Source organism: Vibrio aphrogenes (assembly GCF_002157735.2).
In the GTDB taxonomy this organism is placed as follows: domain Bacteria; phylum Pseudomonadota; class Gammaproteobacteria; order Enterobacterales; family Vibrionaceae; genus Vibrio; species Vibrio aphrogenes.
Window position 1 is genome coordinate 415,144 of sequence record NZ_AP018690.1, and the last position, 14,974, is coordinate 430,117.

15 protein-coding genes are annotated in these 14,974 nt (G+C 42.8%); 13 read left to right on the forward strand and 2 right to left on the reverse strand.

All coding sequences use genetic code 11. The annotated features are described in order from the left end of the window. The first annotated feature begins 18 nt into the window (after positions 1-18). The 10 genes from VCA1004_RS13070 to VCA1004_RS13110 all read left to right on the forward strand — a co-directional run bounded on the left by VCA1004_RS13070 (position 19) and on the right by VCA1004_RS13110 (position 10,141). Entirely contained in the window at positions 19-747 is a 729-nt protein-coding gene (locus tag VCA1004_RS13070) for an ATP-dependent zinc protease family protein (protein WP_086980883.1), read from the forward strand. A gap of 189 nt (positions 748-936) precedes the next feature. Next, positions 937-2,412 carry a cobyric acid synthase gene (locus tag VCA1004_RS13075; RefSeq protein WP_179949591.1) on the forward strand — a complete coding sequence of 492 codons (1,476 nt, stop codon included), beginning with the start codon at positions 937-939 and terminating at the stop codon, positions 2,410-2,412. A gap of 47 nt (positions 2,413-2,459) precedes the next feature. Beyond that, positions 2,460-3,251: a TOBE domain-containing protein gene (locus VCA1004_RS13080; RefSeq protein WP_086980884.1), complete on the forward strand. Its 792-nt coding sequence runs from the start codon at positions 2,460-2,462 to the stop codon at positions 3,249-3,251. Between the two features lie 89 nt (positions 3,252-3,340). After that, a complete protein-coding gene (modA, locus tag VCA1004_RS13085; protein WP_086980885.1) occupies positions 3,341-4,105 on the forward strand; it encodes a molybdate ABC transporter substrate-binding protein in 765 nt (254 codons plus the stop codon). A gap of 50 nt (positions 4,106-4,155) precedes the next feature. Further along, positions 4,156-4,866 carry a molybdate ABC transporter permease subunit gene (modB, locus tag VCA1004_RS13090; RefSeq protein ID WP_179949594.1) on the forward strand — a complete coding sequence of 237 codons (711 nt, stop codon included), beginning with the start codon at positions 4,156-4,158 and terminating at the stop codon, positions 4,864-4,866. Beyond that, entirely contained in the window at positions 4,863-5,969 is a 1,107-nt protein-coding gene (modC, locus tag VCA1004_RS13095) for a molybdenum ABC transporter ATP-binding protein ModC (RefSeq protein WP_086980887.1), read from the forward strand. Before modB ends, modC begins: the two co-directional genes overlap by 4 nt. 166 nt (positions 5,970-6,135) lie before the next feature. After that, positions 6,136-6,294, forward strand: coding sequence for a hypothetical protein (locus tag VCA1004_RS15215; RefSeq protein ID WP_164520882.1), 159 nt, complete (start codon positions 6,136-6,138; stop codon positions 6,292-6,294). Continuing rightward, entirely contained in the window at positions 6,287-7,123 is an 837-nt protein-coding gene (locus VCA1004_RS13100) for an HAD-IIB family hydrolase (protein WP_164520883.1), read from the forward strand. Before VCA1004_RS15215 ends, VCA1004_RS13100 begins: the two co-directional genes overlap by 8 nt. Before the next feature lie 43 nt (positions 7,124-7,166). Further along, the gene (locus VCA1004_RS13105) at positions 7,167-8,393 is read left to right on the forward strand and encodes a glycosyltransferase family protein (protein ID WP_086980889.1); all 1,227 of its coding nucleotides are present in this window, start codon (positions 7,167-7,169) and stop codon (positions 8,391-8,393) included. Beyond that, positions 8,393-10,141 (forward strand): sugar phosphorylase, encoded by a 1,749-nt coding sequence (locus tag VCA1004_RS13110; protein ID WP_086980890.1) that lies wholly within the window; start codon positions 8,393-8,395, stop codon positions 10,139-10,141. Before VCA1004_RS13105 ends, VCA1004_RS13110 begins: the two co-directional genes overlap by 1 nt. Positions 10,142-10,250: 109 nt before the next feature. Here VCA1004_RS13110 and VCA1004_RS13115 read toward each other — a convergent pair whose 3' ends face one another. Both VCA1004_RS13115 and VCA1004_RS13120 read right to left on the reverse strand, forming a co-directional pair. Further along, positions 10,251-10,550 (reverse strand): monooxygenase, encoded by a 300-nt coding sequence (locus VCA1004_RS13115; RefSeq protein ID WP_086980891.1) that lies wholly within the window; start codon positions 10,548-10,550, stop codon positions 10,251-10,253. A 66-nt stretch (positions 10,551-10,616) separates the two neighbouring features. Then, positions 10,617-11,669: a helix-turn-helix transcriptional regulator gene (locus VCA1004_RS13120; RefSeq protein ID WP_086980892.1), complete on the reverse strand. Its 1,053-nt coding sequence runs from the start codon at positions 11,667-11,669 to the stop codon at positions 10,617-10,619. A 237-nt stretch (positions 11,670-11,906) separates the two neighbouring features. Between VCA1004_RS13120 and VCA1004_RS13125 the strand changes: the two genes are divergently transcribed. The 3 genes from VCA1004_RS13125 to mog all read left to right on the forward strand — a co-directional run bounded on the left by VCA1004_RS13125 (position 11,907) and on the right by mog (position 14,907). Continuing rightward, a complete protein-coding gene (locus VCA1004_RS13125; protein WP_086981384.1) occupies positions 11,907-13,844 on the forward strand; it encodes a TonB-dependent siderophore receptor in 1,938 nt (645 codons plus the stop codon). A 145-nt stretch (positions 13,845-13,989) separates the two neighbouring features. Then, complete coding sequence (locus tag VCA1004_RS13130; RefSeq protein WP_086980893.1) at positions 13,990-14,274, forward strand: DUF2218 domain-containing protein; 285 nt, start codon at positions 13,990-13,992, stop codon at positions 14,272-14,274. A 99-nt stretch (positions 14,275-14,373) separates the two neighbouring features. After that, complete coding sequence (gene mog, locus VCA1004_RS13135) at positions 14,374-14,907, forward strand: molybdopterin adenylyltransferase (protein ID WP_086980894.1); 534 nt, start codon at positions 14,374-14,376, stop codon at positions 14,905-14,907. The last annotated feature ends 67 nt before the right edge of the window (positions 14,908-14,974 follow it).

A 14,974-nucleotide genomic window follows, 5' to 3' on the forward strand; every position in this document is an offset into this window, starting at 1 on the left:
AAATAAAAGGTTATTAACATGAAAAAATGGGGTTTTTTCTTTCCCGCTTTAATGTCGATGGTGATCGTTGGTTGTTCTACTACGCCGGAGCAAACGGATTCGACTGCTACAAATAAAACCGATACAACCACTCCGGTTGCAGTTGAAAAAGACGCGAAACCCACTCTGCCGGAAACGAAAGCAGATGGCAATGTTGCTGCAACAGAAAAGCAACCAAATGTTAAGCCTAAGCCGATCCCAACCGTAAAACCGGTCAAGCCAGCTAAACCGGCTAAGCCTGAAACGGTGACGACAGGTGAGAAGAGTGCCGATGGTAAACTGATTTTAGGGCAAAAAGAGTGGGTTCATATTGAAGGTTTGGATGTCAACGTGGTAGCGCGTGTTGATACTGGTGCGACAACATCGTCAGTGAGTGCTATCGATATTGTGGCTTTTGAACGAGATGGCAAGAAATGGGTGAAATTCAAATTAGCGCACGATGGCCACGAATCTAAAGAAATTGAATTACCGGTTGTTTCGATTAAGTTTATTCGTCAATCAGGCTCTGATCAGACATTTGAACGTTATGTGATTGAAGGTTGGATTAAAGTGGGTGATTTAAAAGTGAAAACCCCATTTACTTTAGCCGACCGTACTCACATGGATTATGGACTATTGCTTGGCCGTAGTTTCTTCCGTGATGTCGCGATTGTCGATGTCAGCCGTGAATTTGTACAACCAAAATCCAAGTTAGATCAACCTAAATAACGGGCATTTTGGGTTCTGTAAAGCCTCCTGTGTGGGAGGCTTTTTATTATCTGTTTTATAAAAAAACTGTTTATAAAATAAGCTGTCTATTGGCCTCTTTACTTGTTTACTTATCGTATGACGTGACGAGATGAGAAACATAAGATTGAAAGGGGCAACTTTGAGTGTTTTTGGTAGGAAATCAACGGTATGTTAACACCGAATGAAGCCTTAATGGTGCAGGGCACAACATCGGATGCGGGTAAAAGTGTCTTGGTTGCGGGGCTGTGCCGTGTGCTGCAACGTAAAGGACGACGTGTTGCGCCCTTTAAATCACAAAATATGGCGTTAAATAGCGCCGTCACAAAAGAAGGCGGCGAAATCGGCCGTGCTCAAGCGTTACAAGCCTTTGCATGTGGGATTGAACCGAGTGTTCACATGAACCCTATCTTGCTCAAGCCCAACACGGATATGAAAGCGCAAGTGATCGTACAAGGTCAAGCCTTGCCGCAATCAGCCAGTTTAGGGAATGCGAGCTATAAACAATACACCATGCCGTATGTGATGGATTCTTTTGCTCAATTACGTGCTCAATACCAAACCATTATTATTGAAGGCGCGGGCAGCCCTGCGGAAATTAATTTACGTGCCAATGACATTGCCAATATGGGCTTTGCGGAGGCGGCGGATGTGCCGGTGATAATTGTGGCCGATATTGACCGTGGTGGCGTATTTGCCCATTTATATGGCACGTTGGCATTACTGTCACCCTCAGAGCAAGATCGAGTGTTGGGGTTTGTGATCAATCGTTTTCGTGGTGATATTGAGCTATTGAAACCGGGACTCACATGGTTAGAGCAAAAAACCGGGAAGCCAGTGCTTGGGGTATTACCCTATTTGCATGGTTTACAGTTAGATGCGGAAGATGCGGTAGAGACGCAACAAACCACACGAGATGAAGTTAAATTGACCGTCTACGTGCCAGTGGTACCACGCATGAGTAACCACACCGATTTTGATAGCTTACGTGCCCATCCGGAGATTAATTTTCAGTTTCGCTATCAAGGGCAATCTTTGTTAGGGGCCGATTTGATTATTTTACCTGGTAGTAAATCGGTAGCTGCTGATTTGCAGTTTTTACGTGAACAAGGCTGGGAGCAACAGATCCAACGTCATTTGCGTTATGGCGGTAAATTAATGGGGATTTGTGGTGGTTATCAAATGCTCGGACAAACCCTTTCAGACCCATTGGGGCTAGAAGGTGAAGCGGGTGAGACTCGTGGCTTAGGTTATTTAGCACTTGAGACGACCTTAGCGCCAAATAAAGCGTTGACTCAAGTGGCTGGCAAGATAAGTTTAATCACGGGACATACGGCTACGTTGAAAGGTTATGAAATTCATGCGGGCATTACACATGTATCGGAGCAACAACCGATTGAGTTAATCGACCAGGCTCAACAGGTTCAGCCAGAAGGGGCACTTTCCGAGGATGGACACATCTTTGGCAGCTATTGTCATGGTATTTTTGATGATCCATACGCTTTGGCTCATATTATGAAATGGGCGGGGGTGAATACGTTATCGCTGATGGAAAGTCGCGATAAACAGCAGCTTAAATCATTAGATCGTTTAGCCGATGTCATCGAACAAGAGTTAAATCTGAGTGTATTATGGCCTAACTTATAATCGAGTAGAACAAGCTATTTTATTCATGCTTTCGTTAAGGTTTTTCAATGGAATTAGAAGCATTATTAACATTAAACACCAATCAAAAACTGTTCGCGAATCCTAAGAGGATGGCGTTGCTTGAACAGATTGGGGTCTGCGGTTCTATTTCTCAAGGCGCAAAATTAGCTGGGTTGAGTTACCGGGCGGCATGGAATGCTATCAATGATATGAACCAAGTATCACCCCAACCTGTCGTCGTGAGTGAAACGGGTGGTAAAGGTGGCGGCGGCGCGGCACTGACAGAATTTGGGGGGCGCTTAATTAAGGTCTATCGTCTCATGCATCAAATGCAAACTATGGTAATGCAAGCACTTATGGATACCTCCGTCACCACTGAAAGTTTGTTGGATGTTATGAGTCATTTCACATTGAAAACCAGCGCCCGTAACCAATTAAAAGGTCAAGTGGTGGCGATTGAGCCGCGTGATGTGAAAGATAAGATCATCGTTAAGCTAGAAAGTGGCAGTGAAATTGCGGCGATTATTACTCGTGTGAGCACGGAGCAGTTACAGCTCACTCCAGAAAAAGAAGTGCTGTTGCTCTTTAAAGCGCCCTCCGTGACCATTTCGACAGAGCCGGTTACTCCCAAAGAACGTGGCGAAAAAAATCAACTTGCTGGACAATTGGTTCATTTAACGCAAGGTGAAGAAAGCAGTGAAGTTTTTCTCGATATAGGCCAAGGCCAGTTGTTGTATGCGTCGGTAAGTCATCCTGCATTACAAGGTTTAGTCTTACAATTAGATCAGCATTATTACGCTACTTTCGATCCAAACCAGATACTCGTGACCTGTATTTGATCTTTGAATGAAGCCTCAGATGGGGTATTATCGTTCAAATCGTTATGCACATAAGTATATAGCGTTTTAATTTTTTGATTGAGGATGCCATGAAAAAACTCTTATTATGCTCTCTAGGCCTCACGGCTTTATGCTCATCTATTCAAGCTTTTGCTGCAAATATCAATGTGTATGCAGCCTCCTCCATGACCGATGTGATGAAAGAGCTGGGGGATAAATATCACTCGGTGACCGGTGACACTATCGTGCCCGTTTACGCTGGTTCATCAACCTTAGCGCGTCAGATAGAACAGGGCGCACCTGCGGATATTTTCATTTCTGCTAACCCTAAGTGGATGACCTATTTAGTTAATCAAGGAATGACGACTTCAGATAAAGTCGCTGATTTAGTGGGGAATAGCTTAGTGTTGATTGGCTCAAAAGAGCATAAAAATGCCCAAGTGAATGCCGGAACATTTAAGGAGCTGCCTACCTTATTAGGAGAACATCGTTTAGCGATCGGTGAGCCTCAAAGTGTGCCAGCGGGAATGTATGCTCAAGAAAGTTTAAAAAACCTTGCCTTATGGGATGCCATCGCCGATAAAACGGCACCGAGTAGCAATGTGCGTTTAACTTTATCGCTTGTGGAACGTGGTGAGGCCCCATTTGGGATTGTCTATAAAACTGATGCTTTAATGAGTCATAAAGTGGCGATCATTCAAACCTTCCCTGACAGTACACATTCGCCGATCATTTATCCTGCGGTGGCGTTAAATGATAAACAAACCAGCCAAGCTTTCTTTCAGTTTTTAAAAGGTAAGCAAGCGAGTGAAACCTTTATCAAATACGGTTTTACGCCGTTAATTGCTCAATAATTGCCTGTATTACCAAGGGGGAGTGATGAAAGAGAAAAGGAGAATGAGTGATATTATCTGACTATGAAATCAGTGCGTTGTTGCTGAGCCTCAAAGTGTCCTCTACTGCCGTCTTATGGCTATTGCCGATAGGGATATTTTTGTCGTGGCTGTTGGTAAAGAAAGACTTTTGGGGCAAGAAGGTCTTAGATAGTGTGATTCACTTACCTTTAGTGTTACCGCCGGTGGTGATAGGTTATTTATTGCTGCTCACCATGGGACGCAAAGGCGTGGTGGGCGAATGGTTATATCATACCTTTGGCTTAGTCTTTAGCTTTAATTGGAAAGGGGCGGCTTTAGCTTCGGCCGTGGTGGCGTTACCTTTGATGGTACGCTCGATTCGTCTCAGTTTGATGAATGTCGATCCTAAGTTAGAGCAGGCTGCGCGTACGCTTGGGGCCTCACCTTTTAAAGTGTTCATGACCATTACGTTGCCTTTGGTTTTACCGGGCGTGATCACTGGCGCCATGTTGTCTTTTGCGCGTAGCTTGGGCGAATTTGGCGCAACAATTAGCTTTGTGGCTAATATTCCCAATCAAACCCAAACTTTGCCTTTGGCGATGTATAATTTTATTCAAACACCGGGGGCAGAGTTTCAAGCTGGCCGGCTATGTGTGATCTCGATTGTCATTGCATTACTGTCATTGCTGTGTTCTGAATGGTTGACTCAGAAAACCCAAAAACGATTAGGGGTGACTACACACAACGGAGCGAATCAATGATTGAATTACACTTCAAGCACCAGTTCCCTTCTTTTTGTCTCGATATTGATACGCAAATTCCAGATACGGGAATTACGGCGATTTTTGGTCGTTCCGGCGCTGGAAAAACTAGCATTATCAATGCCATCAGTGGCTTACAGCGTCCTGATTCTGGGGTTATTGCCATTAATGATACGGTGTTATTTGATTCGGCAAACAAGCTGAATCTTGCGATTGAAAAGCGCCATATTGGTTATGTATTTCAAGAGGCGCGTTTGTTTCCTCATTATCGAGTGAAAGGCAACTTATTGTATGGTTATTCTGGAAAAGGGTTACCTTGTCACTTTAAACAAGTGATTGAATTATTGGGGATTGAGCATTTACTTGAACGTTATCCTGCGGATTTATCCGGTGGGGAGAAGCAGCGGTGTGCGATTGCCCGTGCACTATTATCTGAGCCGAAAATTTTATTAATGGATGAACCTTTAGCCTCGCTCGACTTGCCGAGAAAACAAGAAGTGATGCCATTTTTAGAAAATTTAGCCCAACAAATCCACATTCCTATCTTGTACGTTACCCACAGTTTGGATGAAATTTTGCATTTAGCTGATCATATGTTGCTTATGCAAGAGGGACAGGTCATTGAGTCGGGTGATATTGAACAGGTTTGGTGCTCTGAGGCATTCCAACCTTGGCAACAACAACATCAATTAACCAGTTTATTTAAAGGGCAAGTGAAAAAGCATCATCCTCAATATGCATTAACTTATGTCGAGATAGCGCCTAACACAGGAGTGTGGATGAGTAATGTGGAAGCGCAACTTAATGAGCGGGTTCGAGTGCGAATCCATGCAAATGATGTGTCGCTTACTTTAACTCAGGCTACGGATAGCTCAATACGCAATATTATTCCAGCAATTGTCGCAGAGATAAAAACCACCAAGGATGATACACAACCAGTGGCGATACGTTTGTCTATCGGAGACTCTGATGCTCCCTTAACGCTATGGGCTACTGTTACTGCTTGGGCGCGTGATGAGCTTAATTTGTGTGTAGGGTTGCCTGTTTATGCACAAATAAAAGGGGTGAAGATGACCAATCAAGAAATGGCTTCACGTAAGTAATAGGGCTTATCTTATCGGTCATCATGTTTATTTGATTGATAGAGATGATTACCAAAAATAGGGGAAAGTATGAAAGGGCCGCTTCAGCTTTAATCCGTTATTTCCCGTCACTGGCATGCTTCTTGAATTACTTTTGAGGTGAATGAAAAATAAAGGAGTGATTGTTATGTGGTTAGCATTATTTTTTCCCTCATCCAATGACATAAAGGTGAACGACATTACCTTTTACAGTGCAAGTCCTTATGGTATGCCCATTATTTTGCACCAAGTTGATGCAAGTAATGCCAAGCACCCATCACAGTGCATTGAGTCGTTTTATGCATAAATTACCTAGGCAGCCACTTATTTTTACCGATCTTGATGGCACTTTATTGGATCATGATGATTACAGTATTGATGCGGTTAAACCTTGGTTACAAAAGCTCAATAAAGCAGGGGTTAGTGTGATCCCCACGACCAGTAAAACCGCTGCTGAGCTTCATCATTTAATGCCTAAATTAGGATTAACTACCCCTTTTATTGTGGAGAATGGGGCGGCGGTGTATCTACCCAAAGCCTTATTTCAACAAGCACCACCGCAAACTCAGCCCGATGGTGATTATTGGGTAAAGTCATTTACTCTCCCGCGGGCGCACTGGCTATTTTATATCGAACAAGCAAAAGCAGAATTTGGCCCGATATTTATTCCGATGGGTGAAATGTTGCTTGAGCAATTGATTGCTTTGACCGGGCTCAGCTTTGATGAAGCGCAACAAGCGCAGCAGCGTCAATATGGTGAACCAATTCAATGGTTAGGCAGTGAGGTGCAACAACAAGCGTTTATTGAGTTTATACAAAACCATGGAGCAAGCGTATTAAAAGGCGGGCGATTTTTGCATGTGGGTGGCGGCGCTCAAAAAGCAACCGCCATGCAGTGGCTAATAATGATGTATCAACAAATTCAACCACATAAAGACTGGTATAGCATCGCATTAGGTGACAGTGATAACGATATTAGCATGTTAGAAAGCGCGGATTATGCAGTGCGCATCCGTTCTAAACACCATCCATTACCAGACTTAAAGCGTCAAGAAAGGGTACTGAGTAGTCATCAATATGGGCCAAGTGGTTGGGTGGAGTGTATTCAGCAACTATTGGCAGGGCATGTAACCTAATCATCTGAAATATTACCATTAAGCTTGACATGCAGGAGGCATCATGGCGGATTTTTATCAAAATGGCATAGTCACGACATTACATAATTTATCAGAAAGACCCATTGAAGCACTGGAAGCGGAGTTAGTGTCTTTCTCTAATCAACGTTCCATGGGGTTGATCCTACCGTCTTTATATTCTGAACTCGAAGGCGAAGCCTTACCGAATATTGTGCAACAGTTAACTCAAGTGCCTTATCTTTCACAAATTGTGATCGGCCTTGATCGGGCAGATCAAGCCCAATATCAACACGCCTTGTCTTTTTTTAAAAGCTTACCTCAGCATCACCGTATTTTGTGGAATGATGGGCCACGATTGCAAGCATTAGATAAAGAACTCGCGGCGCTTGGGTTAGCACCAAAAGAGTTAGGTAAAGGACGTAATGTTTGGTATTGCATGGGGTATGTCTTGGCGACGGGCAAAGCTGAATCTGTCGCATTGCATGACTGTGACATCGTCACTTATGAGCGGGATTTACTGGCTCGCTTACTTTATCCCGTGGCGAATCCTCGCTTTAATTATGAGTTTTGTAAGGGGTATTACGCTCGTGTGGCTAATGGCAAAATGAATGGCCGTGTTGCTCGTCTGCTCGTGACGCCGCTATTAAAAGCCTTGAAGCGCGTAACCGGACCAAGTGTGTATTTAGATTACATGGACAGTTTTAAATATTCTTTAGCCGGAGAGTTTTCTTTTCGACGAGATGTATTAAATGATATTCGTATTCCCAGTGATTGGGGGTTAGAGATTGGCGTCTTGTCTGAAATGCACCGAAACTACGCCAGTAATCGATTGTGTCAGGTCGATATTGCGAAAACCTATGATCACAAGCATCAAGACTTGTCACTACATTCGACTGATGGCGGTTTATCAAAAATGTCGATTGATATCACCAAGTCATTATTAAGAAAATTAGCCACACAAGGTGAAACCTTTAATAACGAACGCTTTCGCTCTTTAAAAGCAACCTATTATCGAATCGCACTCGATTTTGTTGAAGCTTATCATAATGATGCATTAATGAACGGTTTGTCATTAGACGTTCATATGGAAGAAAAAGCCGTTGAAATGTTTGCGCAAAATATTATGCGAGCAGGCCAAAGCTTCTTAGATAACCCAATGGAAACGCCATTTATACCCAGTTGGAATCGGGTAGTCAGTGCGATGCCTGATGTGATGCAGCGACTTAAAGAAGCGGTGGAGTTGGATTATCAAGAATTTGGGGGTGAGTAATGACACCATCGCATTTATTAATCGATAAAATGATTCATCATCTTGAGGTGATTTATAAAGGCATTGAACTTGAGGTTACGCTACCCACGTTAGCCTACGAGTTACTCTCGACAATGCGCTTATCGCCTCAGCTTGATACCTCGATCCCTATGACGGTTTCGCAAGCACTTTGGAGTGAAAAAGACACTATTTTAATCACTTATGGAGATAGTGTGTATCAAGAAGGGGAATCTTCGTTACACACATTACGCGCTTTTTTGCATCAATACGCCCATCCTCACATCAATGGTGTGCATATTTTACCGTTTTTTCCGTACAGTTCAGATGATGGTTTTTCGGTGATAGATTATTCTAGTGTCAACGAAGGGCTAGGCAGTTGGCAAGATATTGAAGCGATTGCCTCAGAATGGAATCTGATGTCGGATTTAGTGATCAATCATTGTTCGGCTCGTAGCGCATGGTTTCAAAACTTTATCAAATGCGACGGTGTGGGGCATGATTATTTTTATACCGTAGCCCCTGATGTGGACACCTCAGCCGTTACTCGCCCTCGAACGTCCGAGCTACTGAAAGAAGTCGAAACGCAAGACGGTACTCAATATGTTTGGTGTACCTTTAGCCACGATCAAGTCGATTTTGATTTTCGCAATCCTGAAGTGTTAAAAGCGTTTGTCGAGATTATTCGTCAATATATAGACCATGGGATCCGAACCTTCCGCTTGGATGCCGTTGCATTTTTATGGAAAGAAGTGGGTACTAATTGCATTAACTTAGAACAAACTCATGAAGTAATTCGGTTGTTAAGAAGTTTGATTGAACAAGCCTGTCCACAAGCGATCATCATTACCGAAACCAATATTCCCAACCACGAAAACCTCACTTATTTTGGTAATGCCAATGAAGCGCACGCTATCTACAATTTTTCTCTGCCACCATTATTGGTTAATGCCTTAATTTCAGGTAAGGGAGATGCGCTTAAACGCTGGATGATGGGCATGCCGCCCGCCCAACAAGGCACCACATACTTTAATTTTATTGCCTCACACGATGGGATTGGGCTGCGCCCAGCAGAAGGGCTGCTACAAGAGAGCGAGATCCATCATTTAGTCACTACCATGCAATCTTTTGGCGGCTTAGTCTCTTGGCGTACGACTGAGCAGGGTGAGCGAAAACCTTATGAAATCAACATTGCTTTATTTGATGCCTTACAAGGAACCGCTCAAGGCCCAGATAAATATGGCATAGACCGTTTTATTTGTGCGCATGCGATCATGTTTGCCATGGAAGGGATCCCCGGTCTTTATATTCACAGCTTGCTTGGCACACGTAATGATTATGATAAGGTCGAAAATACCAATCATAATCGTTCCATCAATCGCCACCGTTGGGATTATGCGGAGTTACAAAATGCGTTATCACAGGAGCATTCACAACATCATCAAGTATTAGAGCGCATGACTCAGCTGTTGCAAATTCGCACCCAACAACCCGCTTTTCATCCCAATGCAGTGCAATTTACGTTGCATTTGAATGATCAGTTGTTTGGTTTTTGGCGTCAAAGCATCGATAGAAGGCAAAGCATTTTTTGTGTGAGCAATATCAGTCTTGAACCACAAACGCTAAAGTTAGGCGATATGAACTTAATTCAAACAGATCATTGGAAAGATTTGTTAAGCGGACAAGAGATTACCGATGCGATTGCCTCAATAGAATTGAAACCCTATCAAACGGTATGGATAGCCAATTAACCTCAGGTGAGAGTCATGACAAATAAAGCCTAGATGGGGGTCATTGGTAAAAAGTCACTCCGCTGGAGAGGCGGCGGAGTGAATGACGTTTGACTTTTTAATCAGTGGCTTATACGCCGTGATTGATTTTAGACAATGGCTGATTCACATCAAAGAACTTGGCATGTACTTCTTCTACCCCAAATTGCTTTAAGCGCGCGGCGTGCATCTCTAGATAGGCTGCGGCAGAAGCTTTGTCTTCAAATAGGTAGATACCACCAGCTTCTTTTTGCTCTTGGCTTTCAGTCCAGATTTTGCTGATAAAACCAGGTTCTTGGTTAATCGACTCGGCTAAGCCTTGTAGTGCTTCGGTCATTTCTTTGCCGAACGGGCCTTCAAACGCAAAATGTACTTGTAGTAATGTGGTCATCGTTTTATCCCTTAATAGGTGTAATTTGCCCGTATTAATAGCAGGGTTTTGACGTAAAATCCATCTTTATAATTGCTTACCTTGTTCTCCATTCCGTGCTTTTTCTAACCATTGATTTGGCGTCATTCCAAAGGCTTTTTTAAAGGCGATAGTAAAATTGGCGGGGTGGTGATATTGAGCATCGTAAGCGGCTTGAGTCACCGTACAATCGGTGAATTGAAGTTGTTTCTTTGCAAATTCTAGACGCTTTTGGCGCACATAGTTTAATACCGTCATCCCCAGTTGTTGCTTAAATTTCGTTTGCAGGCTACTGACGCTTAAGGCGCAATGTTTGGCAATCTGCTCTAATGAAAGCTCGTCATTAAGGTTGCGATTGATGTATTGCAATATCGTTTTCATTTCATCTTGAAAATGATGGGCAACAGGGTATTGGTTGTTGCCGTTTGTTGGTGTACTTAGTTGAGGGAGTAATATTTCAAACAGCTGATGAATCAAGGTTTGCGCTTGTAAGTCGAATAGTTGAGCACCTAAGAAATCCTCCGGCGGCGGTGTTGAAATTAATTGTTGAGCGGCATAGAGGATATCGTGGTTTAAGGTAAAAGATTGGTGCGCTAAATGTTGGTTTAAAAACTGGTTTAATCGGGAATCGTCATCACAATGCTCTTGTGGTTTATAAGCCCGTTGCTTAAACCATTTAGGGTCAATAATAATGTTTAACTTTTCGATGTGGTTGTGTTTACTAATATGACGATGAAAAGTTGATTCTTGCTTTAAATTCACGACTAAGCCAATGCCTGTTGGGTTGAAATGAGGTTGAGCTGAAAGCGTAAATGCTTGATCATCATAGCCAAACTCTAATTTTCCGTCTAAAAGTAAAGTGAAAATTACCCCCGCCGGCGCGTTTGACATGGTATTCATTTCAATACATTCATCAGTTTTTCCACCATGCAGAACAAAGCCAGTAGGTGAGCGATAGGATAAAAACTTTCCGGTCACTAAAGGGCGCGAGTGACGTTCGCAGATAACGGCATCTTGGCCGTGTTTGGTGACTAATTGAGTAAAAACCACATGGCTTGGCTGCGCTAATTGTGGACGAGGGCGGGTTCTATGCTCAGCCATGGTATGAATCCTTCATAATCTGTCTTCCTCATAAATCAAATGCGATTTCGCATAAGTGTATTTTCTTTCATTCAGCGGCATTCATTATATCATCCTTGCGAATGATTATCATTTGATTGTTTTCTCTATGAAGGAATTTTAAACATGGAAACCAAATTCAAACTCAAGGCAACAACATTGAGTTTAGGCATCACCTCCCTTGGATTCAGTATCATTTACGGCGCTCAAGCCGCAGAGATGAAAGAAGTTGATTCAGAGTCTCAAACCCATTTTGAAGAAGTCACGGTATGGGGTGCAAAAGTATCAAGTAGTAGTCAGCAGTTAGCCTCGGATGATCTTTCGCTAAAACAAGCGGATCATCTTTCTGATTTATTACGTGATATACCAGGAGTCGATGTCGGCGGGACACACTCAGTGAACCAACGTATCAACATTCGTGGCTTAAATGAGTCCGATTTGGATATTCGGTTAGATGGTGCATCGCAGCACGCCAATATGTTCCACCATATCGGTAATCTCACCATTAACCCTGACATCATTAAGTCGGCCGATATCCAAGTTGGTGCTAACTCGGTCACTTCTGGTGGTTTAGGCGGCTCAGTGTATTTTGAAACCAAAGATGCCAAAGACTTATTGCGTCCAGGAGAGCAATACGGCGCCAGGATCTTTGGCGGATATGGAAGCAATGCTTATTCACAAGGGTCTTTAACCGTTTATGGATTGCTGAGTGATCACCTTGATGGGATGGTCTATGTCTATGGTATCGATCGCGACAACTTTGAAGATGGTAATGGTGTCGAGACCATTGGTTCAGACGGCACCATTGGCAATATGTTAGCTAAAATTGGTTGGGATATTAACGATACCAACCGATTAGAGTTGAGTTACGATTATTACCGAGATAAAGGCGATTATAGCCCGCGTCCAGATATGTCCGGCTCGGCTAACCAAGGACTATCAGACCAAACCTTATTGCCAACCAAATACACGCGTAATACCTATACATTAGGTTATCAAACCAATAATGGTCATGGTTTCAAGCTAGATTCCACCTTGTATTATAACCAAACGGAAATTAATCGTGATGAATCCAATATTGCAGTGAGTTGGCCTTCAGACCGGTTAACGGATAATACCGCAACCAACACCAATACCGGTGCCAATGTGAAAGCACAATTGGACTTTGTCTTGTTGGGTATGCAAAGCCAATTGACTTATGGCGGCGAATACAATCAACAAAAAAGTGAAAGTGAATATGGCAGCAGCTATAGCATGAGCGAAAAGATGACCACTTCGGCGGTCTATATCGAAGAAAAGCTGTATTTAGTGCCAAGCTTTTCGGTAACGGCTGGGTTACGTTATGACTATAGCCAACGAGATGCGCTCACCGGGGATGATTCATTCGATAAACTGGGCTGGGGATTAGGCGCGGAATGGGCAGTGACAGAACACTGGACCTTATTTGCCTCTTCTCGAAGCTTATATGAAGCGCCTGAATTACTTGAAACCTTTGTAAAATACCAAGATGTTACGACCTTAGATGACAATGTTAAGCCGCAAACCGGAATCAACACGCAAGGTGGCTTTAAGTTCCATTATCAAGCCGGTAAACATTTTGTTGGATCTAACTTTACGGTCTTTAAAACTCAATTAGATGATTACTTGGTGCAAGAATATCAAGCATCGACGGGAGGCTATTTAATTACCAATGATGGTGATGCTGAAATCACAGGTTTTGAAGCGAGTGTCAATTATGGTTATGACATGTTCAATTCAAAATTATCCTACTCGAAGTCTGATAATAAAAACAAAACCAATGACACCCCAATCCTATTTAATGGACGCAGTTCTGACATGGGCGACAGCATTGCGCTTAATTTAGATTACCTTGCGGTGGATATCGATACCTTGTTTGGGTGGACTTCACAATGGGTACTGGATGAAGACAACGTGTTAGACGGCGAACCAATTAAAGATGGTTACGATGTTCATAATATCTATGCGCAATGGGTTCCTAACTATATTGATGGGTTAACCATTACGGTGGGGATCGATAACCTCTTTAATGAAGAATATGCTTCTCATGCGTCTCGGACTGGATATGCACGAGGCATTGATTTAACCGACTATGAACCTGGGCGTAATTATAAAATTTCAGCGGCTTATCAATTTTAAAGCACGGTTATTGTGAATATTGGTTATCGCGAACATAAAAGATGGCGAACAATAACTAACGTTGAAAGCTCAATACATTGAAAACCAAGAGGTAACGAGAGATTTCGTTACCTCTTTATTTATCATAATAACAGAGAAAAGAACTATGAAGCTGGTGGCAACGGTTGAGACAACCAAAGCGGAAAAATATCAAACGGTAATGGCAAGACACTTTCAACGTAAGGTGGAGGTGAGTTGGAATGAAAATGAAGCGCGTGTGTATTTTCCAACTGGAATGGGGTATTTAACGGTGACAACTCATCATCTGCAACTTCGTTGTGAAGGGGAGACTGCTGAAAAACTTGCAAAGGTACAAGCGGTATTAGAAAGTCATTTTTATCAATTTACCCATCGAGAAAATTTAAACTTAGAATGGCAGCAGTTACCATGATAGCTTTCATCAAATTCAGCGGTAACTATGTTCATTTAATGTGTGAACAGGTATCTTAGCGCCTAGAAATTGATTTTTAGATAAAAGAGGTTTGTTGGAATGAGTAAAGCTAAAATCGGGATTGTGACTGTTAGTGATCGCGCGAGCCAAGGGGTGTATGACGATCTTTCTGGGCAAGCGATCATTGATACCTTAAATGAGTATCTGACTTCTGAATGGCAACCGGTTTACCAAATTATTCCAGATGAACAAGATCAAATCGAAGCCATGTTGAAAAAAATGGTCGATGAAGATGGGTGTAGTTTAGTCGTCACAACCGGTGGAACTGGTCCAGCGAAGCGTGATGTAACGCCAGAAGCCACTGAGGCGGTATGCGATCGTATGATGCCAGGATTTGGTGAGTTAATGCGTGCTGAATCACTCAAGTTTGTTCCTACTGCGATTTTATCTCGTCAAACGGCAGGCTTACGAGGCAGCAGTTTGATTGTAAACCTACCCGGTAAGCCAAAATCAATTCGTGAATGTTTAGATGCGGTTTTCCCTGCGATTCCATACTGCATTGATTTGATGGAAGGGCCATTCCTTGAATGTGACGAAAACGTGATAAAACCATTTCGTCCTAAAGCAAAATAAAATGAGCGTGTTTGTTGGCTTTAAAGAGTCACAGGCTTAGCAACATTTTTATCTTTAACGCCAGTCG

Bases quoted from the DNA above. Each gene is read 5' to 3' on its own strand.
- VCA1004_RS13070 (WP_086980883.1), top strand. From the start codon at position 19: ATGAAAAAATGGGGTTTTTTCTTTCCCGCTTTAATGTCGATGGTGATC.
- VCA1004_RS13075 (WP_179949591.1), top strand. From the start codon at position 937: ATGTTAACACCGAATGAAGCCTTAATGGTGCAGGGCACAACATCGGAT.
- VCA1004_RS13080 (WP_086980884.1), top strand. From the start codon at position 2,460: ATGGAATTAGAAGCATTATTAACATTAAACACCAATCAAAAACTGTTC.
- modA (WP_086980885.1), top strand. From the start codon at position 3,341: ATGAAAAAACTCTTATTATGCTCTCTAGGCCTCACGGCTTTATGCTCA.
- modC (WP_086980887.1), top strand. From the start codon at position 4,863: ATGATTGAATTACACTTCAAGCACCAGTTCCCTTCTTTTTGTCTCGAT.
- VCA1004_RS15215 (WP_164520882.1), top strand. From the start codon at position 6,136: ATGTGGTTAGCATTATTTTTTCCCTCATCCAATGACATAAAGGTGAAC.
- VCA1004_RS13100 (WP_164520883.1), top strand. From the start codon at position 6,287: ATGCATAAATTACCTAGGCAGCCACTTATTTTTACCGATCTTGATGGC.
- VCA1004_RS13105 (WP_086980889.1), top strand. From the start codon at position 7,167: ATGGCGGATTTTTATCAAAATGGCATAGTCACGACATTACATAATTTA.
- VCA1004_RS13110 (WP_086980890.1), top strand. From the start codon at position 8,393: ATGACACCATCGCATTTATTAATCGATAAAATGATTCATCATCTTGAG.
- VCA1004_RS13115 (WP_086980891.1), bottom strand. From the start codon at position 10,550: ATGACCACATTACTACAAGTACATTTTGCGTTTGAAGGCCCGTTCGGC.
- VCA1004_RS13120 (WP_086980892.1), bottom strand. From the start codon at position 11,669: ATGGCTGAGCATAGAACCCGCCCTCGTCCACAATTAGCGCAGCCAAGC.
- VCA1004_RS13125 (WP_086981384.1), top strand. From the start codon at position 11,907: ATGAAAGAAGTTGATTCAGAGTCTCAAACCCATTTTGAAGAAGTCACG.
- VCA1004_RS13130 (WP_086980893.1), top strand. From the start codon at position 13,990: ATGAAGCTGGTGGCAACGGTTGAGACAACCAAAGCGGAAAAATATCAA.
- mog (WP_086980894.1), top strand. From the start codon at position 14,374: ATGAGTAAAGCTAAAATCGGGATTGTGACTGTTAGTGATCGCGCGAGC.